Genomic DNA, 22862 nt, shown 5'->3' with positions numbered 1-22862 from the left:
AAACGGACATCAGGTCAAGTACTTCTATTCAAGAAAATAATTTTTTCTATTTTCTCATTTTTCTTGGACATTCAACTAAAAAGCTTGACTCCTTCTTAGGAATCAAGCTTTTTGGTTTCTTACTCTTCAGAATATTCGTCATCAAAATCGTCTTCATCTTCAACATCATCGTCATCAATGATTGTTAAATCTTCTTCGATTTGTGGAATGTCTTCTTCATCATCGTCTGAATCTGCACCAATCTCTTGTAAGTCAGAGTTGTATGCTTTGATTTCTTCATCTTCATCTTCTTCATCATCGTACAAGATGTCTTCTTCATCATCATTTGTTAATTCAGCATCTTCTGGATCGTCATCGTTATAGTCAATTACATCTTCATCGTTTGGATTAGTGATGAAGGCATTTACTTTTTTACGTTTTCTACGACGTGGTGCATCTTCTTCGTCTTCTTCCAAGCCATGTGTAACTTCTTCATCGATTGAATCGATTGGATACCATGAACGTAAGCCCCAACGATTGTCTCCCAATGAGATAAAGCTACCGTCGATGTTTAAATCTGTATAAAATTGTGCTAATTGGTCACGAATTTCACTATCAGACTTGCCAAGATAATTTTGGATTTGGTTAACTAAATCAGAAAAATCCATTACATCTGCATGTTGTTCTAAAATAGCGTGTGCTACTTCAATCATGGATAATTCTTTTTTGTTTAACCCTTCAAATACATTAATTTCCAAGAGGTACACGTCCTTTCACAGTCTACTCCTTATCATACAAAAACATTGAAAAAAAATCAATTCTATTCTGCAATATTTATGCAGTAAATTCTAATTCTAAATGATATTCTCCGATTCGCTCTGTTTGAGAGTATAAATCATAATCAACTAAAATCTTACCAGACATTGGTTGGTCTTTTAAACTAACACGCAAATTATGGGTAAACGTACTAATCTGTAGCAAGCCATAAGGGGTTCGATAACTTGTATCTAATTTTTCCTGATAGCCAAATCTTAAACGCATCCGTAATTCACCGGCACGAATCAACTGAACATGCCCGTCTGGTTCAATTTTAATGGTTACGGGGGTTGGTTCTGTATCCTCTAATAATTCTTCTTTGTAACGAATGTATAATGTATCACCCATTTTTACTAATTGACCTTCTAAGTCAAAGAAAAAATCTTTTTGTTCGTTGCCTTGTTGGACAATCGTTTTTAGTTGAATCGATACAAGAACGCCTGTTGATAAATCCATAATGGTCACTCCTTTTCCAAAATATAACTTTCTTATTGTTGACTTTTTCAATGTATTTGTCAACTAAAGTCAATTTTCCCTTGCTTATGTACCTTTTCTTATTGTATAAGCTCTTTTCACGGGTTGCAAGCATTTGTTTCATCTATTTAATAAGAAAACCGTTTACTATTTTAGAGAATTCCTTCAGAATTCGTTTATATAACATGCTTTTTTGCGTTTTTTGTATATAATATAAGAGAGAGTAAGAAAATAAACGTATTAAATGACGTAATTATAAATAGACAGGACGTTTTTTATGAGCACAACTTTTCCCCTTCACACCGAATCATTTATGCTCCTTGATTCAGGTTGTTTAACAAACAGTGACTATTTTTTACCTTTTGCTTTGACCGATGTTTTAACTACTTTTTCAGGAATGCAGCACCAACCAATCATTCATTTCTGGCAATTGGATCAAGCAATGATTCTTGGCATGAAAGATACCCGTGTACCACATCTAAAAGAAGGCATCGCTTCTCTGCAAGAAAACGATTATTCTGTAGTCGTTCGCAATGCCGGCGGTTTAGGGGTGATTGCCGATTCGGGTATTTTAAATGTTTCACTTATTTTACCAAATAATTCTGAACACAAATTAAGTATCGATGCGGCTTATGAATTAATGTGGGCTTGGCTCCGTCAGAGTTTTCCGGAGAAAGAGATTGACGCCTTTGAAATTACTACATCCTATTGTCCCGGTACTTATGATTTAAGTATTGGCGGTCAAAAGTTTGCAGGGATTGCCCAACGACGCGTCAAAGACGGTATTGCTGTCATGATTTACATCAGCGTTAACGGCAATCAACTTGCTCGTGGAGAAGTGGTTCGAGACTTTTACCTTGCTGGCTTACAAGAACAATTTGGTGAAAATGGCTATCCACCCGTTGATCCAGCAGTGATGGCAAATTTAGAAACGCTGATTGAGACTCCATTAACAATAGACGCCGTAAAAACCCGTTTAATCGAAGCATTACCTCAACAATTTGAAAAATCTATTGATCCAAACTTAACCGAACCAATTATAACCTCAGAATGGTTCCAAACAAATTTAACTGTCCAGCTGGAAAAAATGGCGCAACGAAACGCCTTAATTAAAGGAGAGATCGTATGACGATTCCGTATAAAGAGCAACGATTACCAATCGAAAAAGTTTTTCGTGATCCCGTCCATAATTATATTCATGTCCAACATCAAGTGATTTTAGACCTTATTAATTCTGCCGAAGTGCAACGATTACGTCGCATTAAGCAACTAGGCACTTCTTCTTTTACGTTTCACGGTGCCGAACATAGTCGTTTTTCCCATTCTTTGGGTGTTTACGAAATTACACGTCGGATTTGTGAGATTTTCCAACGTAACTACTCTGTGGAACGATTAGGTGAAAACGGCTGGAATGACGACGAGCGCCTGATTACGCTTTGCGCAGCTTTATTACATGATGTCGGTCATGGTCCTTATTCACATACATTCGAGCATATTTTTGATACAAACCATGAAGCAATCACGGTCCAAATCATCACCTCACCAGAAACGGAAGTTTATCAAATTTTAAATCGTGTTTCGGCAGATTTTCCTGAAAAAGTCGCCAGCGTTATTACTAAACAATACCCAAATCCTCAAGTGGTGCAAATGATTTCTAGTCAAATTGATGCCGATCGTATGGACTATCTGTTACGTGATGCTTACTTTACAGGGACGGAATACGGAACTTTCGATTTAACTAGAATTTTACGTGTGATTCGACCCTACAAAGGAGGCATTGCCTTTGCTATGAATGGGATGCATGCGGTGGAAGACTATATCGTTAGTCGTTATCAAATGTATGTCCAAGTCTATTTCCACCCTGTTTCTCGTGGGATGGAAGTGATTCTTGATCATTTATTGCATCGGGCGAAAGAATTATTTGAAAACCCTGAATTTGACTATGATTTACAAGCCTCTCTGCTTGTACCATTCTTTAAAGGGGACTTCACCTTACAAGAATATTTAAAATTGGATGATGGCGTCCTCTCTACGTACTTTACACAATGGATGGATGTGCCTGATTCAATTCTAGGTGATTTAGCCAAACGTTTCCTTATGCGTAAGCCTCTGAAGTCAGCCACCTTTACGAACGAAAAAGAGAGCGCAGCAACGATTGCTTATTTAAGGGAATTGATTGAAAAAGTTGGTTTCAACCCTAAATATTATACTGCCATTAATTCAAGCTATGATTTACCTTACGATTTTTATCGTCCAAATAAAGACCGTCATCGTACACAAATTGAATTGATGCAAAAAGATGGCTCATTAGTGGAATTGGCAACGGTCAGTCCCCTAGTTGCAGCACTTGCTGGTCAGAGTCAAGGAGATGAACGTTTCTATTTCCCTAAAGAAATGCTTGACCAAGGAAATAAAAAACATTACGATTTATTTGATGAGACGTATCGTGAGTTTTCAAGTTACATTCATAATGGTGCGTTAGTTTTAAAAAAATAGGTTTTCTAGGAGGATTCTATGTCAATTAAGTTAGTTGCTATTGATATCGACGGAACATTGCTAAATTCACAACACAAGATTACCCCACGGGTCAAAGAAGCGCTCCAAAAAGCAAATGAGCAAGGCGTTCGTATTGTTTTATGTACAGGCCGTCCTTTGCCAGGCGTGAAAGAACAATTGGATGAATTAGCCTTATATGGTGAAAATGATTTCGTGATTACCTACAACGGTTCGCTTGTCCAAGCAACCAAAGATAATACGATTATTTCACGCTATACCTTGAGTTATGAGGATTTTTTAGAAATTGAAATGTATTCTCGTAAAGTCGGCGCTCACTTGCATACAATTGATGATTCCGCTATTTACACTGCCAATCGCAATATTGGTAAATATACGATTCACGAAGCATCTTTAGTGAACATGCCTTTGAAATATCGTACGGTGGATGAAATGACACCAGAGATGAACATTATTAAAATGATGATGATTGATGAGCCGGAAGTTTTAGATCCTGCCATTGCAAAATTACCATTACATTTTACCGAAAAATATACGACTGTTAAAAGTACGCCTTTTTACTATGAAATCATGAATAAAAATGCTAGCAAAGGCAATGCTCTAGCAAAATTGGCAGACCATTTAGGCTTAAATAAAGACGAAGTGATGGCCATTGGTGACAATGAAAATGACTTATCCATGATTGATTACGCTGGGATTGGTGTTGCGATGGGCAATGCGACAGAAAATGTTAAAACAATTGCCGATGTGCATACCACTAGTAATGACGAAGATGGTGTCGCTCAAATTATTGAAAAAATGGTTTTAATTTAAACATTCTTTTCAATAACAATAACCCTCAATCTAATCAACATAGATTGAGGGTTATTCGTTATTTTATGATGCTGCCGCTAGCCATTTTTCAACGGCCCAGCGGTGGCTTCCTCTTTTTAATAAACGGACTGCTTCTTCTGGTGCAACCCAGTGTAAAGTATTGGTCCTTTCTAAGGGTTCGCTAAGTTGCCGCCAAGTATTCGCTACATAAAAATATCCAGGATTATAATAGGCCGTTTGGCGATGATTCGAATAAAAATATTCATCGGCTTCCCCTAAATAACGGCCAATTTCTACACTAATTCCTAATTCTTCTAGCACTTCTCGATGGATTGCTTCTTCTTTCGTTTCGGTGCCTTCAATTTCGCCTCCTGGTAAAAAATAAGCTCCATTTGGCGCTTGTACCAGAACCATTGTGTTATTTTCTGGCTTTGAAACAATAATGTATGCAGCATATCTTGTTTGATAGGTCAATGTCTCTTCTCTTTTTCCAAACGTTGGCGTTTTCATTGGCGCACCTCTTCTCTTTTCATCTATTTTACCTGAGAAATTCCTTTAGAACAAGTCAGAAACCAAGCGTTTTTCTCTACATTTCACGTTTATCTATGCTACTATTAACGTTGGAAATATAATTAAGTTTGAAAGGGAGTTTTTAACTATGAAAATGGCTCATACATGTGTGCGTGTAAAAGATTTAGAGGCATCATTAGATTTCTATCAAAAAGCCTTCAATTTTGAAGAAAGTCGCCGTCGTGATTTTCCAGAAAATAAATTTACTTTGGTTTATTTAACTTTACCAGGAGACGACTACGAACTAGAACTAACTTATAATTATGATCATGAAGCATACGATATAGGAAACGGTTATGGTCATATCGCCATCAGTACAGATGATTTAGAAGGATTACACGAAAAACATCAAGCGGCTGGCTTAACTGTCACTGACTTAAAAGGCTTACCTGGAACTGCACCATCTTATTACTTTGTTGTCGACCCAGATGGGTATAAAATCGAAGTCATTCGTGAACGTTAAAAAGTTTCACTTGTTCACTTACTGAGTTTTTTGTGTTTGAGAGCTGTCCGAGACAAAACTTGTCTCGACTTCTTCTCAAACACTTTTTTCAAAAAAAGTGCTACAATAGAACGTATGAATTTATTGAGGATGTGATGTTATTATGATAAAAAAAATTATTGGAATCGCTGGCAATCAACTTTTGCAGGCAGCTGAAGTGTTTCACGGTAACCAAGTGACTTACACCCCACAAGGTTTTGTTAGCGCTGTTCAAGCCGCAGGTGGCGTTCCTCTCGTTTTGCCAATTGGCCCCAAAGAATTAGCCGCTACGTATATACAACAAATTGATAAACTACTTTTAGCAGGCGGTCAAGATGTTGCCCCTGAATTTTACGGACAAGAACCCCATATAAAATTAGAAGAAACGAATCGTGATCGTGACGAGTTTGAGTTAGCCCTAATTGAAGAAGCCTTAAAACAAAACAAACCTATTTTTGCGGTTTGCCGTGGAATGCAATTAGTCAATGTTGCTTTAGGTGGCACATTATATCAAGATTTATCGATGTATCCTCAATGGTCAGTTAAACACGGACAACAACCCACTCAACCAATCTTTGCGACGCATCGTATTGATGTTGAACCAGACAGTCAATTATCAAACATATATGGTACAACTGGTCAAGTCAACTCGTACCATCACCAAGCACTACATACTTTAGGAAAAGATTTACGCGTTACTGCTTGGTCCTCTGATGGCCTTGCAGAAGCAGTGGAATCAACAAAGGAACATCAGCCTTTATTAGCTGTTCAATGGCATCCTGAACTAATGTACGCACGTGATGCCAAATCCCAAGCACTCTTTAACTACTTTGTTCAAAAATTATAGTAAAAACGGAGGGACGTCTTTCGCCCCTCCGTTTTTGCTTGCTATCATACTTAAAAATCAAAATTATCTGGATCTGCACCAAAACGATGATCCTTATTTAACTGATTAATTGCGGTTATTTCTTCTGGCGTTAATTCAAAATCAAAGACAGCAAAATTTTCCTGAATTCTTTTTTCGTGAACAGATTTGGGAATCACGATAATATCATTTTGTAAGTGCCAACGAATAATCACTTGGGCCGCTGATTTACCATATTTTTCACCAATTTTCACTAGTACTGGTTCAGATAATAAATTACCTTGTCCTAGAGGAGACCAAGCCTCCACGGCAATCTTATTTTCGGCTAAATATTTTCGTAGCGGTTCTTGTGTTAACGTAGGATGTAATTCAATTTGATCCACCATTGGCACAACATTTGCTTCTGTTAATAAATCTTCCAAATGATGTTGATGAAAATTGGAAACGCCAATTGCTTTGGCACGACCACTTGCGTAAATTTCTTCTAATGCTTTCCATGATTCTTTATATTTACCAGCGACAGGCCAGTGAATTAAATATAAATCAACATAGTCTAACCCTAATTTTTCTAAGCTTTTATCAAACGCTTTAATCGCATTTTCATAGCCTTGATCTTCATTCCATAATTTCGTCGTCACGAAAATTTCTTCGCGGGGAATACCCGATTGACGAATGCCTTCGCCCACCCCTACTTCGTTTTTATAAACGGCTGCCGTATCAATCAAGCGATAACCCGCTTCTAAAGCCCATTTTACTGAATTTGTTGCTTCTGAGCCATCTTCTACACGCCAAACGCCTAAACCTAGGCGTGGCATTTCATTGCCATTTGCTAATTTTTTTGTTTTATCCAAAGTCATGTGTTTCTTCAGTCCCTTCATTTTCATTACTTTTAGTATACTATGCATTCTTCTTTCACGAAACAATCACGACTCGTCAGGTCATTTTCTTTATTTTTAATAAATAACGACGCCAATAGGTCAGCACTCCGATTAGTGCCACAACTACAATTGTTCGACCGCTAACGCTTCCAATCCACAGTTTAACTGCAAGTAACCAGATACAAAAGAGATAAACACAGGACCAATTAAAGGAAACTTTCAATGTACATGATTCCGCAATTTCGATTATCTGACTACTAAAAAAACGACTTCCTAATCGTAAAGCGACTGGATTATGGAAGATGAATGTTCGTCGCTTGTCAGCCGTCAAGCGAGTGGCACATCGTTCATCAATAAAAATTGTTACAGGTAATTTAGAAAGTAAATCATTTTTTGCCCATTCAATTGAAACTTTCACGCAGCACTCACAACCTTTAACAAAATTATAAAATATATTATTTATTTACAAAATTATAACATTCCTAAATAAACATGTTAAGTCTTTAAAAAAACTTTCTATTTTCTTCCCCTTTCGCCGAGAGATTTAGTATACTAAAAGAAGAAATTTTAGAGAAAGTTGGATTTTTATGTTGATACTTGGTTTAGCCAGTACTGAAACAGTCGATTCTTCTGCTCCTGATTTAGCAGAAGCGACCGTAAAAAAAGTGAGCGCGCTACAACGCTTTTGGAACAATATTAATTGGGATGCCATTGTCGCTACCTTAATTGAAAAAAGTTTATCAATTTTATTTTTAATTTTTCTATTTTTTATTATTCAGCGAATTGGGAAATATTTAATTGATCGCACCTATGCAAATTATAGTAAAAAGCAACATTTTAGTGAAAGCCGTTTAAAAACGTTACACACTTTAATCATTAATGCATTTCAATATACGCTGTTCTTTTTCTTCATCTATTCTCTTTTGACCATTGTCGGTGTGCCTGTTGGCTCATTATTAGCCGGAGCGGGAATTGCCGGTGTTGCCATTGGTTTAGGGGCTCAAGGATTCATGAATGACTTAATTACCGGATTTTTCATTATTTTAGAACAACAAATGGATGTAGGCGATTATATTCGCTTATTGGCGTTAAATATTGAAGGAACTGTTACTTCTGTCGGATTACGAACCACTCAAATTAAAGCGGTTGATGGAACTGTTCATTTTATTCCAAACCGAAACATCACCACAATCAGTAACCTGTCTCGTGCCAATATGCAAGTATTAATTGATGTCCGCATCAATCCTGAAGAAGGTTATGAAAAAATTTGTGAAGTGATTACAGAAGTCAATGAAACGTTAAAAGAAAAGTATATCGAAAGTATTCAAACTGGGCCAGATATTTTTGGCATGGTCGATTTAGGCAATGGCAACTTTGCGGTGCGAACGACCATGTATGTACTAAACGGCAAACAATTTGCGGTCAAAGAAGAATTTCTAGCTCAATATATCAAAGCATTAACAGAGGCCGGCTTTACGATTCCCAATACGCCTATTATTGCAAAATAAAAAACAGCCACCAGATATTTATTAGTTATCTGGTGGCTGTTTTTCTAATTGTCCAATGATTTTAAAAAGCCACTAACTGCCTCCACTCCAAACAATAACGCCTCTTCGTTCGGTTCAAACTTGGCAGAATGAAGGCTATAGGGACTTGCCACGCCTAACCAAAACATCGTGCCTGGGACTTTAGACAATAGATAGCCAAAATCTTCACCTGTCATTGCAACCGGCGCTTGTTGAAATTGAACTGTTGCTTGTTTGCTCATGTATTCAATAAAATTCGTGGTACATGCGGGCTCATTCACTACAGGTAAATACCCTTTCTGATCAAGATGAACAGTTACTTCACATTGAAAAGATTGCGCAATACCTTCACTAATTTCGCGAATTCTTCGCTGCGTTTGTTCATTAGTTTCTGCTGTCAATGTGCGAATTGTACCAGATAAAGTTGCTTCTTCGGCAATCACATTGCAGGCAGTCCCTGCATGAAAAGTCCCAAAGGTAACGACTGCTCCGACCACAGGATCAACATTTCGACTAACGATCGTTTGTGCTTGCTGAATTAAATTTGTGGCCGCCAAGACCATATCATTTGCTTGATGTGGAAAAGCCGCATGTCCACCTTTTCCTTTTAAGGTAATGTTCACTTCACAAGTGGCAGCAAACAACGTCCCTACTCTGGTACTGATAGTTCCGACTGGCAAATCAGGATTAACATGAAGCGCATAAAATTCATCAGGTAACCATTCACCAAACGCGTGATCTTCATACATCAGCATCCCCCCTGCTTCATTTTCTTCAGCAGGTTGAAATAAAAATAAAAAGTTATTGTCTGGTTGCTGTTGACTTAATTCTTTCAAAACCCCTAAACCGATTGTCATGTGAAAATCGTGTCCACAGGCATGCATAAACCCTAGTCGTTTTGATTGAAAAGCAGAAACCACTTCCTCTTGAATAGGCAAACCATCAATATCAGCACGCCAGCCGATGGTTTTCTGAGGATTTTTGCCTTCTATGAAGACTAAAATCCCCGTTTGCCATGTTCGAACTTGCAGATAAGGTTGCTTCATTTTATCAATTTCATTAAGTAAAAAGGCTTGTGTTTCCTTTTCTTCTAAACCGATTTCAGGTATTTGATGTAGTTGCCGTCTAATCGCAATTAATTCTTCTTGCTCCACAAAAGCCACTCCTTCATTTTTGGGGTAATCGAAAGCCGCCATGAAGAAGTTTCTTCATCGCGACTGACTAATTTATTTTTAGAGTTTACGTAATTCTTCTAAAATCTCTGTTTTACTCTTGGTTTTATCATCAATTTGTTTAATTACTTTTGCTGGCACGCCTGCGACAACGGTATGCGCTGGAACGTCTTCCACAACTACTGCCCCAGCAGCCACAACGGCACCTTCACCAACACGAACCCCTTCTAGTACGACCGCATTCGCTCCAATAACAACCTCGTTTTCAATAACCACAGGTGCGGCACTTGGTGGTTCAATGACACCAGCTAAAACCGTTCCTGCGCCAATATGACAATGCTTCCCTACAGTTGCACGACCGCCTAAAACAGCGCCCATATCAATCATAGTCCCTGCACCAACGACGGCGCCAATATTTAGAATAGCCCCCATCATAATCACCGCTTGATCGCCAATTTCAACTTTTTCGCGAATCAAAGCACCTGGTTCAATCCGAGCATTAATGTCTTTCAGATCAAGAAAAGGAATTGCTGAGTTACGTGCATCGTTTTCTACAACATAATCCTCAATTTTTTCTTTGTTTGCTTCTAAAAAAGGTTTTACGTCAGCCCAATCGCCAAACAATGTCCCAGTTTTACAATTATTAAAGACCTTAATTGTTTCCGGAAAAGTGACTTCTTTTAATTGCCCTTTCAGTGTTACTTTAACAGGCGTTTGCTTTTTGGCATCGCCAATATACTGAATAATCTCATATGCGTCCAATCACAGCACTCCTTTACTTCGTGTTATCATACAGAATAACGCATTTATGAGAAAAAAGTAAAGAGTTTCTTGCGTTTTATTTAAATTACTTTCATTTCTTCTTCTGATTTAGGCAGAACAAGATGATGTTTTTCTAATTCATGCGCCATATGATTGACCGCTTTTAAAATTTCTTTGCGTGTAATGATGCCTTTAAAGCGTTGATTATCATCAACCACTGGTAAAAAAGAAGCATCTACTAATAAATGTAACACTTCTTCTAAATCCCACGATTCACCAATTACAGGAACATTGACTTCCATTACATCGGCCACAGTAAATTCATTCAATTTTTCAAAATCCACTGAAGTCAAATCAAACATTTTATCTACAACGTCTGTCAAGCCGATTAAGCCAACAAAGCGATCTCCCTTATCTAACACAGGAATCTTGGAATAGCGAACTTTCGATAAGACTAATGCCGCGTGACTTAACGGATTTAAACACATTACATTGGCGACATTTTCGGCAGGTACTAAAAACGTTTCTTGTTTTTCTAATAATAATTCTTTTACAGCAGTCCCTATCATGATTGGGTTGCCTCCATTTCTAATTCTTTAACACGTAACTTATTGTACCTAATTCTGCGGAAAAAGTCTTGGAATTCGCAAATTCTTCATAACTTAACAAACGAAAATTAACGTTTTGTTCTATTCTCCCCCAAAATAAGAGAACGCTTTCTTAAAAAAATAAAAACTTAGTTGTCCCATCACAGACAACTAAGTTTTTATAAAGGACCAATTAATCAGTCAATTATCCTTCTTTTTCACACGATTCATCACAGCCATCACTGACCATAATAAGCGGAAATCCCATGTTTTCTAAGATAGTGTTTATCCAATAAAAAATGATCAATTGGTTCAACATCTGGGTTAATTGTTTCCGTCAAACGTGCCATTGAACAGATTTCATCTAAAATCAAACTGTTTTCAACTGCTTTTTCCGGAGTCATTCCCCAAGTAAATGGGCCATGTCCATAAACTAACACTCCTGGAACTGCTAAAGGATCTAGTTCTTGTTCATGAAATGTTTCAACAATGACTTTGCCAGTCTCTTCTTCATAGTTTTCTTTAATTTCACTTTCAGAGAGCGCTCTTGTGCAAGGTACAGCGCCATAAAAAGCATCCGCATGGGTGGTACCGTAAGGAGGTAAGGCTCGCCCTGCTTGAGCCCACGTAACACTATTCAGGGAGTGCGTGTGCGCAATCGCTCCAATTTCTGGCATTTTTTGATAAAGATAAAGATGCGTGGGTAAATCAGAAGACGGCTTTAAAGCATTGGTTTCCAATAGTTGTCCGTTTAAATCAGTCACTACCATCTGTTCCTTGGTCATTTCTTGATACTTGACGCCGCTTGGTTTAATTACGATAATCCCTAATGACCGATTGATTTCACTAACATTGCCCCACGTTAATTTGACTAAGCCCAGTTTTGGCAAAGCCAGATTCGCTTCATAAACACGTTGTTTCATTGCTTGGATGATCGCTTTATTGTTCATAATAACCCACCTCTGCTAATTTGGGATAGAGATACTGCTGCGCGGCTTGAATTTTTTCTTGAAAATTCAAATCCGTTTCATTCCACATTTCAATTAAAAAAGGACCACTATAGTTTAACCGCTTGAGTGTTTTCAATAAGCCTGTAAAATCAACACAGCCTTCTCCAAAAGTAACTTCCCGAAACTTGCCTTCAAATGTGTCTGTTACAGCGAAGGTATCTTTTAAGTGAATAGCAGCGATTTCAGCAATTCCCTTTTCAAGCTCAACCGCCGGATTATTTTCCGGCCAAGCAGACAAATTACCTAAATCAGGATAAACATGCAAAAAAGGAGACGGAATTTGTTCCTTAATTTCTAGAAATTTTTGTATGCTATTCATAAAAGGGTCATCCATAATCTCAACAGCCAGAATGACACCGTATTGTGCAGCTTCCTCAACGCCCTTTTTCAGACCTTGAAGAAAAAATTCCCTTGTTTCGGCAGTTTTTTCTTCGTAAAAGACGTCATAGCCAGCTATTTGAATCACCCGTATGTTTAATTGATGAGCCAAACGAATCGCTTGAGATAAAATTTCCCGTCCTTTTTCACGTGTTTCTTTATTTAAAGAGCCTAAAGGAAACCGCCGATGACCACTTAAGCACAAAGAATGGATAAAAAAATCTTCTTTCACCATTAATTGAGAAAGTTCTTGTAACTGGCTTGGTGTCCAATCCAATCGTGCTAAACGTTCATCGGATTCATCAATTGACATTTCTAAAAAATCAAACCCTAACTTTTTGGCCCATGTTAATCGTTCTGCCCAAGTTAAATTTTGCGGGAGTGCTTTTTCATACAGTCCAATTCGTGCCATTTTATCACTTCCAAATCTGATCGATTTTTTTTTGAAAATCTTTGGCTGCTTGTTCAGGATTTTTTGATTCAGTAATCCCACGGCCCGCAATAAATGTTGCAACTGCCATTGTTTGAAATAATTCAAGCGTTTCGACAGTTAAACCACCTGTGACGGACACTTCAAAGCCTAAGTCAATTAGTTCTTGAACTTTATTCAAATCTTTCTCTCCCCAACTGCCGCCAGCTAAAAGAGCATCTCTACTTTGATGATAAATCACCTGATTAATCCCTAATTCTCGCCATTGTCGAGCTTGTTGCATTGTCCAATTTCCATATAGTTCTACTTGTAATTCTCGGACTTCTTTTTGAGCTGCAGCCATCGTTGGTAAGGTGGCGCAACAAATGACCGTCATGAAATCAGCGCCTGCTTGTGCGACATTACGAGCAACTGTACCGCCCGCATCAGCACATTTTGTATCAGCAACAATCGTTTTATTAGGAAACATGCGTTTTAAACAACGAATTGCTTTTTGGCCTTCTTGTAAACACAAAATAGTGCCAACTTCGATAATATCGACAATTTCTCCGACTTTCATACAATCTGCTAAAGCGTCTTCTAAGCTATTATGATCTAAAGCGATTTGTAAGTTTGGTCTTTTCATCTTTCTCCTCCTTTTATTCAGATTTTTGATAACGCTCTGAAGCCATATATTTTTCTTGAATTTCTTTTGCAGACATTACATTTTTAATGCCAATCACTGTGACTCCACGTTTTTCTGCTTGCTGAAACATTTGTAAAAAATTGACTGGAGTAAAAACAACGTCGTATTGGCTAGCAGAGCTTTTTCCTTCTGAAATGGCGCAATGATGAATTTTTGTAATCGGTACACCTAATTCTTTCATTGCTTTTTCAACACTCTGCATCATCATTAGACTCGTGCCAGAACCATTGGCACAGGAAACAAGTATTCTCATTTCAAATTCCTCCTTTAATTCTCTTGAAATTTTTTAGCATATTGTTCATAATCATTGACAATCATAAAGTAACCTTCTGGATTTTTCCGATACTGAAGTTGCGGAATTATTAGTAACCCAATCACCACCACTGCTACGCCAACATAGCCTAGAACTTTCATAATAATTGTAAATAACGGCCAAGCTGTCGCCCAATCGAACATGCCCAAATAACCGCCATATTGAGATAATCCAATCCATGTAGCAAATAAAGCTGAGCCACCTACTTGGATTAAACCTGAAAGGAAGGGGAATAAACAAGCAGCTTTTACTCCGCCACGATTATTTGCATAAACAGCTATGACAGCGTTATCAAAAAACAATGGGATAAAACCCGCAATAACGATTGTCGGAGACTTTAATAGAATCAGTAAGCCAATCATTAAAAACTGGCCTAATGCGCCAAAGAGAAACCCAATTGTTACTGCATTGGGCGAGCCAAACCCGAAAGTCGCTGCTACGTCAATCCCAGGAACAGCACCTGGTAAAATGGTATTTGAAATCCCTTGGAATGACTGCGTCAACTCGTCGACAAAGGTTCTAACGCCCAATTGTAAGATAGCTAAATAGACAGCAAAATTTAATGAAGTGGTCATGATATAAAAGAAGAAACTCTGCCCTTCTTGCATAAATTTAGCTTGAATTAAATAATCTTGTCCCAAAACAAGCAAGATAATGCCAAAGAAAAAGAGCATCAAAATGGACGTAGCAACCATATTTTCATTAAAAATGGATAGAAATCCTGGTAATTCGATATCTTCCAATTTTTTATCGACCTTCTCTGAACGATGTTTCTTTTGATCACGTTTTTTCAACCATTCTGCTAATTTTGCAAAAATAAATATGCCAAACATTTGTTGATGGGCTACCGCAAAACCAGCACCTTCTGTTAATTCCTGCGTAATCCCTACCGTTAAATTTGAAGCAACTGCCCAATAACACCCAAGAATTAAGCCCATAAAAATTAGTACTTCGATTCTACCTAAGTTAGGAAAACAAAAGAGTAAAATCCAGAAAGCGGTAGCTGCTTGTTGAATCTGAACATTCCCTGTTGTAAAAACGGCTCTCAATTTTGTATATTTTTGAAAACGAACCAACAAAATATTCATAATAAATGCAATCAATAACAAAATCATCACATCACCAAAGGTTCGTCCAAAGGTTTTCATCAATCCTGCATCGACTGCATTTTGCCCGAAATATGGATCGGTAACCATCGCCTGTAAATTAAATCGCTCTTTCAATCCTACTAGAATAGGGCGAAAATTATTAACCAAACCACCAGAACCAACACTCAAAATAAAATAACCAACTGTCGCTTTCAGAAAACCTGCTAAACATTCATAAAAGGGCCTCCGTAACAAGAGATAACCTAATAACACGATGAAACCAATCAAATATGCTGGCTGTGTTAAAACGTTCGTAGCAAAATAAGTCCAACTATTTAACAAGAACTCCCCCATTGATTTTTCCCCCTATAATTGATATTTCTCCATAACTTCTTTAAAATCCATTAGCGTGTTTGTTTCTAACAAGTCAGCAATCACGCCATCCGTCATCAATAAATCCATCAATTGCTGAATATTTTCCAGATGTTCGGCGGGATTTTGGGCTGCCAATGTAAAAAATAATGTTGCTGTTTTTGCTTCTTGATCGCCAGCAAAAGTGACTGCTTGCTTAAATTTTGTAAAAGAAATGGCCGTTCCAAAAACGCCTGCGCTTTCCTCTGATGAATGTGGCATGGCTACTTCAGGAGCAATGATGATATAAGGTCCAAACGTTTCGACACACTGGATAATCTCATCGACGTAACTCTGATCGATGATGTGTTTTTGGAGTAAAATCAAACAACTTTCCTGAATCGCCTCTTGCCAACTAACCGGTTCTTTATCAGAGTAATGAATAAGCTCTTGCTCCCAAAAATAAGTTAACATTGTACATCCAGCCTTTCTTACAAGAATGAAGGAAATGGTGTATCATTTTCTTTAACAAAAACATCATCAAAGCCACGATCAAAGTTAAATTCTAAGTTGTCTTTGTCATCTGGATAAACAAATTTGCCACCCACTTGCCAAATATATGGTTTAAATTGATAATGTAAACGATCTTTTTTAAATTTCCAAATTTCCATGATTTCTTTTGGATCCGCCATAAAATTAGACCAAATATCATAATGAACGGGAATGACTACTTTCGCATTTAAAGATTCTGCCATTCTCAACATATCAACAGAAGTAATTTTATCCGTGATACCGCGAGGATTTTCGCCATATGCTCCTAAGCAAACATCAATTGCATATTGATTACCATGTTTCGCAAACAAGTTAGAATAATGAGAGTCTCCGGCGTGATATACCGTACCACCTGAGGTTTCAAATAGATAATTGACAGCTAGTTCATTCATGTCCTGAGGCATTTTACCTTTAAATGTATTTTCAGAATCATCAGAAGTAACTAGCGCGGTTCGATCAAAAGCTTCCAAGGCCACTACATTCACATCATTCACTTTTATTTCTTGACCAGGCTCTATAACCCGTGTTTTTTCTGCCGGAACACCCCAACGCTGCCATGTTTTCACTACTTCTTTTGGACCAATAAATAGAGCCTTAGGACAATTTTGCTGAACAGCAGCAGCTGTGTGAATATCCAAATGGTCTGAATGAATATGTGTAACAACTAAAGCATCTACCTCTTTTATTTCAAAAGGATCAATCACAAAAGGTTGTGTTCTTAAATTAGGTTGCATTTTTTGGCAACCACTCATGCGCATCATTTGATGGCCATTTTTCATTAAGCCGTTCCCGTGCGTTTGTTTTCCTGTTCCACACCATAAATCACATAAAATATTCGTGTTCTCATGCGTTTTCAGCCAAATGCCTGTACAACCAAGCCACCAAAGTGCAACCGTTCCTTGAAGCACATTTGTCTGATTAATTTCTTCGTTTAAATAAGTGCCCCATTCTGGAAATGTCGCCTTCAACCAACTTTCTTTTGTAATTTCATGAATCGATTTGCTCATGCTACCACTCCTCTTCTCAAATGATTGTGTTATGCTTTATAAGAAAATCATAGCCGCAAAAAATCACAATGAAAACCCTTTTATATGATTGTTTGCACTTTTAATGATTCTTTTACGTGTTTTATTTTCCTATGAGTTATACTATTTCATGGGGGACCGTGTCCAAAGAAATAACTAAAGGAGGTTGTATTACTTGAAAAGTTCATTAGAAACCATTGAAAAAAGGCAACAAAACATTCTCGCGCTGCTGCAAAAAAACAAACAAATGACTACCTATAAATTAGCAGATGCTTTAAATGTTTCCTTAAGCACAATTCGTCGTGATTTAAATGTCTTAGAAACTAAGAATGACATCATTCGAAAATATGGGTATTGTATTTACAACGACCAAAATCAGAAAGACTTTGATCAATCAGGACCGGAGTTATTAAAACAAGCCATTGCTCGTGTTGCTTGTAGCTATCTAAGTGATTATGATACCGTTTTTATTAATTCAAGTTCCACTGCTTTGAATATTCTCCATTATTTAAAGGCCGACCATCTGACCATCGTAACGAATAATTTAAAAATTGCCACCAAGCCTCATGTTTCTCAATACAATTATATTTTGACCGGAGGCGAATTACGTTTTCCCAAAGAAGTTCTGGTAGGAGATATTGCCATTAACACAATCACCGCAACGCATGCCGATGTTTGCGTAATTGGCTGTAGCGGGGTCAGTTTAGAACATGGCGTCACTACAAAAATTTTCAATGAAGCAAAAATTAATGAGCTTATGATAAAACAAACAACAAAAGTAAAAATTCTGGTCGCGGACCATCGAAAAATCGGCTTGACATCTAAATTTAAAATTGCTGATATTACTGCTTTTGATTGCTTGATTACAGACAAACATTGCTCATCAACTTTAATTACAGAACTTCGTAAGACCGGCTTAAAGGTTATCCAAGTCGACTAAAAAAAGAGCGTAGGACAAAAATCCAAAAGAGATTTTTGTCCTACGCTCAAAATCTGATAAATAAAAAAGGAGCACTTATTTCTTAACATTCACTTACTTCGTAAACGTTGCCTTTAATCGTTCCAACGGTTGGTGCTCTTTGTTATAATACTGAACGAGATATTGTTCAGGTGTACTTTCAATTATGGCATATGTTTTCTCTTGAACTGGTCCACGAGGTAAACGAATACTTCCCGGATTAACAAAGAGAATGTTATTGTGTCGCTCTGCGCCAAGTACATGAGTGTGACCAAATAAGGCAATTGTCGCTCCTGCTTCTTCCGCTTGTAAAGCAAGTGTCGTGAGTCCCATTCTAACATTGGCTAAATGACCATGTGTCATATAAATAACTTGATCCCCCACTTTTTTAGTCACAGTTTTTGGAAATTCATCATAAAAATCACAATTTCCTTGGACTACAATTAATTTCTGCCAAAGTTCATCTGTCGGTTCTAATTCAGAATCACCACAGTGAAAGAGTGCATCGACTTGTCCTTCATAATGATTCACTAAGTCAACTAAACAGTCACGGTCGCCATGATTATCGCTTACTACCAAGATTTTCATACGTTTCAACTCCTATTTTTTTAGCCATTCTTCCCATTGTTCTTTTAATTTTGCCACTGCTTGTCCACGATGACTAACTTTATTTTTCTCTTCTCCAGACAATTCAGCTGCCGTCTTACCAAGCTCTGGGACATAGAAAAGTGAATCGTACCCAAAGCCTCCTTCACCACGAGGAATCGTGCCGACTTCTCCGGGCCATTCAGCTTCGACCACCAGACTTTCTTTCTTTGGTTCAGCAAAAACCAATGTACAATGGAAACGCGCTTGTCTTTTTTCTTTTGGCACGCCCGTTAACTCATGCAATAGTTTCGCATTATTTGAAGCATCGTTAGTTGGTTCACCAGCAAAACGAGCAGAATAGATTCCTGGCATTCCCCCTAACGCATCAACAATTAATCCTGAATCATCTGCTAATACTGGTTTCTGTAAAATTTCTGCAATTGTTTCAGCTTTTAGACGAGCATTTTCTTCAAATGTTCGACCAGTTTCTTCTACATCTGGCAAATTCGGATAATCTAATAACGTCTTAACCGTATATCCTTTTTCACCAAAAATTGAACTAAACTCTTTCGCTTTACCAGGATTTCTAGTTGCAATGACAATCACTTTCTCTTCTGAATCTTGCGAAGGGACTTCTTCAGAGGCTAAAGCATAAAGCGCTTCTTTCTGATACGCAATTAATTCCTCAATCCCTGTTTTTCCATAAAAGAGCATGGCATTTAACTCATCTCCTGAGAAGGTAGCTTCTTCACCCGTTCCTTGAATTTCCACAAATTCACCAGACTCGGTCATCACGATGTTCATATCCACTGCAGCATTCGAGTCCTCTGCGTAATCTAAGTCCAGCACACAATAACCATCGGGTAAAATACCCACGCTGACAGCAGCTAAATGCTCTTTAATTGGGTCTTCCGCTAGCGCACCAGTCATCAATAAATGATTGACTGCTAAGCGTAGAGCAACAAAAGCGCCTGTAATACTAGCAGTACGGGTTCCACCATCTGCTTGAATCACATCACAATCGACAACAATGCTCCGTTCCCCTAACTTTTCTAAGTCAACAACAGCTCGCAATGACCGCCCAATCAAACGTTGAATCTCCATTGTTCGCCCTGTTAATTTTCCTTTCGCACTTTCCCGAATATTTCTTGTGTTCGTCGCGCGAGGGAGCATGCTATATTCAGCTGCTACCCAACCTGTTCCCCCGCCTCGTAAAAATGGGGGAACCTTTTCTTCGACAGTGGCTGAGCAAATTACTTTGGTATCACCAAACGAAATAACCACCGAACCTTCTGGATGTTTAAAAACATTGGTTTCAATAGTGATCTTTCGCAATTCTTTTGGTGCACGACTATCATGTCTAATCATTTTCGTTTCCTCCTAAGTGAATCTGTTGTGCTTTTAAGTTCTCTATACCAAGCCAACTGCTTGCAATCTCTTCAAACATTTTTGCAGAACCAGTTGTATAAAATTCATGGGGCTGTGTAGGCGCTTCAGGCGTATGGGCAATGTCAAAATAATCGAGAAGCATGCTAACTTCGCCAACTGTTTCGGCTCCTGAGTCAATTAATGTCACATGACTCCCCATCACATTTTGAATCACCGGACGTAACAACGGGTAATGGGTACAACCTAAAATCAACGTATCAAGTCCTTTTAATTGTAGTGCTTGAAGTGTTTCTGCCACAATTTTTTTTGCTACGGAAGAACGATATTGATTACTTTCAACAATGGGGACAAATTTAGGGCAAGCTAAACTAGTCACCTCAATTGCTGGCGCCTTACTTTTAATGGCGATTTCATAGGAAGCACTTTTGATTGTCCCTAACGTACCTATGACACCAATTTTGTTATTTTTTGTGACTTTAACGGCTGCTCGTGCGCCAGGTAAAATAACACCGACAACTGGAATTGGCAAGGCAGCTTTAATTTCTTCTAATGCGACAGCCGTCGCGGTATTACATGCGATTACTAGCATTTTTATTCGTTTTTTCAATAAAAAATCGGCCATTTCCCAAGTAAACTGAACGACTTGTTCGGCTGGTCGTGGGCCATATGGGCAACGGGCTGTATCTCCTAAATAAATTAATCGTTCATTTGGTAATTGTTTTAGCGCTTCCTTTAAAACAGTTAATCCACCAACGCCAGAATCAATTAATCCAATGGCTTCTTGATTGCTCATTCTCATCCTACCTTTGCCTTTTATTCACTGCCTTTATTTTCTACTTTTTAAGGACTATTGTCAATTTTTCCTGTTTTGCTCTCATTTATTTCTTTTTTTGAAGGAAATCTTTTTCGATTAAAAAACTAGTAATTCATTTTTTTGTATGTTATAATTCCTAACATTGAGAATACAATTAGAAATACATTTGGTTAATTTAATTTAAATAACACGTTTCTCACCGAATCCTCTGTTATCTTTTCTACCAAATGATTGCAAAGGAGACTGCCTATGATTTCTTTAGAACATGTAAATAAGTATTTTGGGGAGCATCACGTTTTAAAAGATATTACTTTAAATGTAGAACAAGGAGAAAAAATTGTCATTATCGGACCCTCTGGCTCTGGCAAAAGTACATTAATTCGGTGTATGAACCAATTGGAAAAAGTCAATGATGGTTCCGTCGTAATTGATAACATTGACATCACCAAACCGAAAGCACCGATTCAAAAGGTTCGCCAGAAAGTTGCCATGGTCTTTCAAAATTTTAACTTATATGCTCACAAAACGATTATTGATAATTTAACGTTAGCACCGATTAAAGTGATGGGCGTTTCCAAAGACGAAGCGGTTCGTACTGGCATGGAGTATTTAGAACGAGTCGGTTTGGCTGATAAAGCTTCTGCTTATCCTTCGCAGCTTTCTGGCGGGCAGCAACAACGGGTCGCTATTGCTCGTGCCTTAAATATGCATCCTGAGATTATCCTTTTTGATGAACCGACTTCGGCACTTGATCCAGAAATGATTCAAGAAGTTTTAGATGTAATGGTCGATCTTTCAAAACAAAATATTACCATGGTTTGTGTCACACATGAGATGGGCTTTGCTCGTCAAGTGGCTGACCGTGTAATCTTTATGGATCAAGGACAGATTATTGAACAAGGAACACCTGAACATTTCTTTACAAGCACTGAAAACCCTCGTGCAAAAGAATTTCTAAGCAAAATTATTCATAACGGGTAATGAATAAAAAAACAAAAAATTGGAGGAATGAACAATGAAAAAACAAAATAAATGGCTAGCTGGACTCTCCTTACTTGTATTAGCAGGCATCATTGTAGGCTGTGGTAGCGGCAACAATGACTCAACTTCCAAAAGTGCTTCATCAAACAAAACGGTCACAGTAGAACAATTAAAAAAAGCGGGGAAAATTAAAGTAGGTGTCAAAGAAGACATTCCTAATTTTGGCTATATGAATCCTGATACAAATAAAAATGAAGGAATGGAACCAGATATTGCACGCTTGATTGCGAAAGAAATTACTGGCAGCGAAGAGAATGTGGAATTTGTGGGCGTGACAGCGAAAACGCGCGGTCCCCTTTTAGACAATGGTGAACTAGATATGGTAATTGCTACATTTACAATTACTGATGAACGTAAAAAGACTTATAATTTTACAACTCCCTATTATACAGATGAGATTGGTTTCCTTGTGCGCAAAGAGGATAACTTCTCCAGTATGAAAGATTTAGACGGAAAAACAATCGGCGTTGCACAATCTGCTACGACAAAAGAAAACTTAGAGAAAAAAGCGCAAGAGGAAGGAATCAAATTTACTTATCAAGAATTAGGTTCCTATCCAGAATTAAAAACAGCGTTAACTTCTAAACGAATTGATGCATTTTCAGTGGATAAATCAATCCTATCTGGCTATGTGGATGGCAAGACAGAAATTTTAAAAGATGGTTTTTCGCCACAAGAATATGGAATTACCACAAAGAAAGCAAATACTGAATTAAATGATTATCTAAATGGTTTAATTGAAAAATGGGAAAAAGACGGCACACTAGAAAAAATTTATCAAGACTGGGGCTTAAAAAATTAAT

27 protein-coding genes are annotated in these 22862 nt (G+C 37.7%); 9 read left to right on the top strand and 18 right to left on the bottom strand.

Going from position 1 to position 22862, the window contains the following annotated elements; genetic code table 11:
• Nucleotides 1-119 precede the first annotated feature (119 nt).
• Nucleotides 120-737 carry a DNA-directed RNA polymerase subunit delta gene (gene rpoE, locus MKZ30_RS04820; RefSeq protein ID WP_002357996.1) on the bottom strand — a complete coding sequence of 206 codons (618 nt, stop codon included), beginning with the start codon at nucleotides 735-737 and terminating at the stop codon, nucleotides 120-122.
• A 76-nt stretch (nucleotides 738-813) separates the two neighbouring features.
• Entirely contained in the window at nucleotides 814-1251 is a 438-nt protein-coding gene (locus MKZ30_RS04815; protein ID WP_033600789.1) for a YwiB family protein, read from the bottom strand.
• A 331-nt stretch (nucleotides 1252-1582) separates the two neighbouring features.
• Here MKZ30_RS04815 and MKZ30_RS04810 point away from each other — a divergent pair, with 331 nt between their 5' ends.
• From MKZ30_RS04810 to yidA, 3 genes are read left to right on the top strand one after another with little or no spacing between them, the layout of a single operon-like run.
• Entirely contained in the window at nucleotides 1583-2398 is an 816-nt protein-coding gene (locus tag MKZ30_RS04810; protein WP_002390086.1) for a lipoate--protein ligase family protein, read from the top strand.
• The gene (locus tag MKZ30_RS04805) at nucleotides 2395-3765 is read left to right on the top strand and encodes a dNTPase (RefSeq protein WP_002357999.1); all 1371 of its coding nucleotides are present in this window, start codon (nucleotides 2395-2397) and stop codon (nucleotides 3763-3765) included. Before MKZ30_RS04810 ends, MKZ30_RS04805 begins: the two co-directional genes overlap by 4 nt.
• A gap of 18 nt (nucleotides 3766-3783) precedes the next feature.
• On the top strand, nucleotides 3784-4596 hold the full coding sequence (gene yidA / locus MKZ30_RS04800; RefSeq protein WP_002377829.1) for a sugar-phosphatase: 813 nt from the start codon (nucleotides 3784-3786) through the stop codon (nucleotides 4594-4596).
• Nucleotides 4597-4659: 63 nt separating this feature from the next.
• Here the strand turns inward: yidA and MKZ30_RS04795 are convergent, their stop codons facing one another.
• On the bottom strand, nucleotides 4660-5106 hold the full coding sequence (locus MKZ30_RS04795; protein WP_002363716.1) for an NUDIX hydrolase: 447 nt from the start codon (nucleotides 5104-5106) through the stop codon (nucleotides 4660-4662).
• A 148-nt stretch (nucleotides 5107-5254) separates the two neighbouring features.
• Between MKZ30_RS04795 and gloA the strand changes: the two genes are divergently transcribed.
• The gene (gene gloA, locus MKZ30_RS04790) at nucleotides 5255-5629 is read left to right on the top strand and encodes a lactoylglutathione lyase (RefSeq protein WP_249958795.1); all 375 of its coding nucleotides are present in this window, start codon (nucleotides 5255-5257) and stop codon (nucleotides 5627-5629) included.
• Between the two features lie 142 nt (nucleotides 5630-5771).
• Nucleotides 5772-6494 carry a gamma-glutamyl-gamma-aminobutyrate hydrolase family protein gene (locus MKZ30_RS04785; protein ID WP_033600790.1) on the top strand — a complete coding sequence of 241 codons (723 nt, stop codon included), beginning with the start codon at nucleotides 5772-5774 and terminating at the stop codon, nucleotides 6492-6494.
• Between the two features lie 50 nt (nucleotides 6495-6544).
• On the opposite strand, the gene MKZ30_RS04780 is transcribed toward MKZ30_RS04785, so the two are convergent.
• Both MKZ30_RS04780 and MKZ30_RS04775 read right to left on the bottom strand, forming a co-directional pair.
• Nucleotides 6545-7417 carry an aldo/keto reductase gene (locus MKZ30_RS04780; protein WP_271550482.1) on the bottom strand — a complete coding sequence of 291 codons (873 nt, stop codon included), beginning with the start codon at nucleotides 7415-7417 and terminating at the stop codon, nucleotides 6545-6547.
• 28 nt (nucleotides 7418-7445) lie between these two features.
• Entirely contained in the window at nucleotides 7446-7808 is a 363-nt protein-coding gene (locus MKZ30_RS04775; RefSeq protein WP_002358008.1) for a hypothetical protein, read from the bottom strand.
• A 169-nt stretch (nucleotides 7809-7977) separates the two neighbouring features.
• Between MKZ30_RS04775 and MKZ30_RS04770 the strand changes: the two genes are divergently transcribed.
• Nucleotides 7978-8898: a mechanosensitive ion channel family protein gene (locus MKZ30_RS04770; protein ID WP_002382128.1), complete on the top strand. Its 921-nt coding sequence runs from the start codon at nucleotides 7978-7980 to the stop codon at nucleotides 8896-8898.
• Nucleotides 8899-8942: 44 nt separating this feature from the next.
• Here the strand turns inward: MKZ30_RS04770 and MKZ30_RS04765 are convergent, their stop codons facing one another.
• The 10 genes from MKZ30_RS04765 to ulaG form a co-directional block, all read right to left on the bottom strand.
• Complete coding sequence (locus MKZ30_RS04765; RefSeq protein WP_025192212.1) at nucleotides 8943-10112, bottom strand: N-acetyldiaminopimelate deacetylase; 1170 nt, start codon at nucleotides 10110-10112, stop codon at nucleotides 8943-8945.
• Between the two features lie 36 nt (nucleotides 10113-10148).
• Nucleotides 10149-10850: a 2,3,4,5-tetrahydropyridine-2,6-dicarboxylate N-acetyltransferase gene (gene dapD, locus MKZ30_RS04760; RefSeq protein ID WP_002358012.1), complete on the bottom strand. Its 702-nt coding sequence runs from the start codon at nucleotides 10848-10850 to the stop codon at nucleotides 10149-10151.
• 80 nt (nucleotides 10851-10930) lie between these two features.
• On the bottom strand, nucleotides 10931-11419 hold the full coding sequence (gene cbpB, locus MKZ30_RS04755; RefSeq protein ID WP_002382126.1) for a cyclic-di-AMP-binding protein CbpB: 489 nt from the start codon (nucleotides 11417-11419) through the stop codon (nucleotides 10931-10933).
• A 257-nt stretch (nucleotides 11420-11676) separates the two neighbouring features.
• On the bottom strand, nucleotides 11677-12387 hold the full coding sequence (locus MKZ30_RS04750) for an L-ribulose-5-phosphate 4-epimerase (RefSeq protein WP_010816422.1): 711 nt from the start codon (nucleotides 12385-12387) through the stop codon (nucleotides 11677-11679).
• Complete coding sequence (locus MKZ30_RS04745) at nucleotides 12377-13237, bottom strand: L-ribulose-5-phosphate 3-epimerase (RefSeq protein ID WP_010827301.1); 861 nt, start codon at nucleotides 13235-13237, stop codon at nucleotides 12377-12379. The genes MKZ30_RS04750 and MKZ30_RS04745 overlap by 11 nt, the downstream gene beginning before the upstream one ends.
• 4 nt (nucleotides 13238-13241) lie before the next feature.
• Nucleotides 13242-13880, bottom strand: coding sequence for a 3-keto-L-gulonate-6-phosphate decarboxylase UlaD (locus tag MKZ30_RS04740; protein WP_002381985.1), 639 nt, complete (start codon nucleotides 13878-13880; stop codon nucleotides 13242-13244).
• Nucleotides 13881-13893: 13 nt separating this feature from the next.
• Entirely contained in the window at nucleotides 13894-14193 is a 300-nt protein-coding gene (locus MKZ30_RS04735) for a PTS sugar transporter subunit IIB (RefSeq protein WP_033600791.1), read from the bottom strand.
• A 14-nt stretch (nucleotides 14194-14207) separates the two neighbouring features.
• The gene (gene ulaA / locus MKZ30_RS04730; RefSeq protein ID WP_002366460.1) at nucleotides 14208-15695 is read right to left on the bottom strand and encodes a PTS ascorbate transporter subunit IIC; all 1488 of its coding nucleotides are present in this window, start codon (nucleotides 15693-15695) and stop codon (nucleotides 14208-14210) included.
• A 12-nt stretch (nucleotides 15696-15707) separates the two neighbouring features.
• The gene (locus tag MKZ30_RS04725) at nucleotides 15708-16166 is read right to left on the bottom strand and encodes a PTS sugar transporter subunit IIA (RefSeq protein WP_002382120.1); all 459 of its coding nucleotides are present in this window, start codon (nucleotides 16164-16166) and stop codon (nucleotides 15708-15710) included.
• A gap of 17 nt (nucleotides 16167-16183) precedes the next feature.
• Nucleotides 16184-17251 (bottom strand): L-ascorbate 6-phosphate lactonase, encoded by a 1068-nt coding sequence (ulaG, locus tag MKZ30_RS04720; protein ID WP_033600792.1) that lies wholly within the window; start codon nucleotides 17249-17251, stop codon nucleotides 16184-16186.
• A 193-nt stretch (nucleotides 17252-17444) separates the two neighbouring features.
• Between ulaG and MKZ30_RS04715 the strand changes: the two genes are divergently transcribed.
• Nucleotides 17445-18209, top strand: coding sequence for a DeoR/GlpR family DNA-binding transcription regulator (locus tag MKZ30_RS04715; protein WP_002382117.1), 765 nt, complete (start codon nucleotides 17445-17447; stop codon nucleotides 18207-18209).
• Between the two features lie 93 nt (nucleotides 18210-18302).
• Here MKZ30_RS04715 and MKZ30_RS04710 read toward each other — a convergent pair whose 3' ends face one another.
• Genes MKZ30_RS04710 through racE form a run of 3 tightly spaced genes read right to left on the bottom strand, consistent with a single transcriptional unit; the run spans nucleotide 18303 to nucleotide 21003 of the window.
• Nucleotides 18303-18815 carry a metallophosphoesterase gene (locus MKZ30_RS04710; protein ID WP_002381991.1) on the bottom strand — a complete coding sequence of 171 codons (513 nt, stop codon included), beginning with the start codon at nucleotides 18813-18815 and terminating at the stop codon, nucleotides 18303-18305.
• Nucleotides 18816-18827: 12 nt separating this feature from the next.
• Nucleotides 18828-20183, bottom strand: a complete 1356-nt coding sequence (gene rph / locus MKZ30_RS04705) for a ribonuclease PH (protein ID WP_002369622.1) — start codon at nucleotides 20181-20183, stop codon at nucleotides 18828-18830.
• Nucleotides 20176-21003, bottom strand: a complete 828-nt coding sequence (racE, locus tag MKZ30_RS04700) for a glutamate racemase (protein ID WP_002358027.1) — start codon at nucleotides 21001-21003, stop codon at nucleotides 20176-20178. Before racE ends, rph begins: the two co-directional genes overlap by 8 nt.
• Before the next feature lie 264 nt (nucleotides 21004-21267).
• Here racE and MKZ30_RS04695 point away from each other — a divergent pair, with 264 nt between their 5' ends.
• Together MKZ30_RS04695 and MKZ30_RS04690 are read left to right on the top strand one after the other, a co-directional pair.
• Complete coding sequence (locus MKZ30_RS04695) at nucleotides 21268-21999, top strand: amino acid ABC transporter ATP-binding protein (RefSeq protein ID WP_002360585.1); 732 nt, start codon at nucleotides 21268-21270, stop codon at nucleotides 21997-21999.
• A gap of 34 nt (nucleotides 22000-22033) precedes the next feature.
• Complete coding sequence (locus MKZ30_RS04690; protein ID WP_002360586.1) at nucleotides 22034-22861, top strand: transporter substrate-binding domain-containing protein; 828 nt, start codon at nucleotides 22034-22036, stop codon at nucleotides 22859-22861.
• Nucleotide 22862: the final 1 nt, after the last annotated feature.

Source organism: Enterococcus sp. LX10 (genome assembly GCF_023539285.1).
In the GTDB taxonomy this organism is placed as follows: domain Bacteria; phylum Bacillota; class Bacilli; order Lactobacillales; family Enterococcaceae; genus Enterococcus; species Enterococcus faecalis.
The sequence above is the reverse complement of the archived record's forward strand: the minus strand, read 5'-3'. Positions and strand labels throughout refer to the sequence as shown.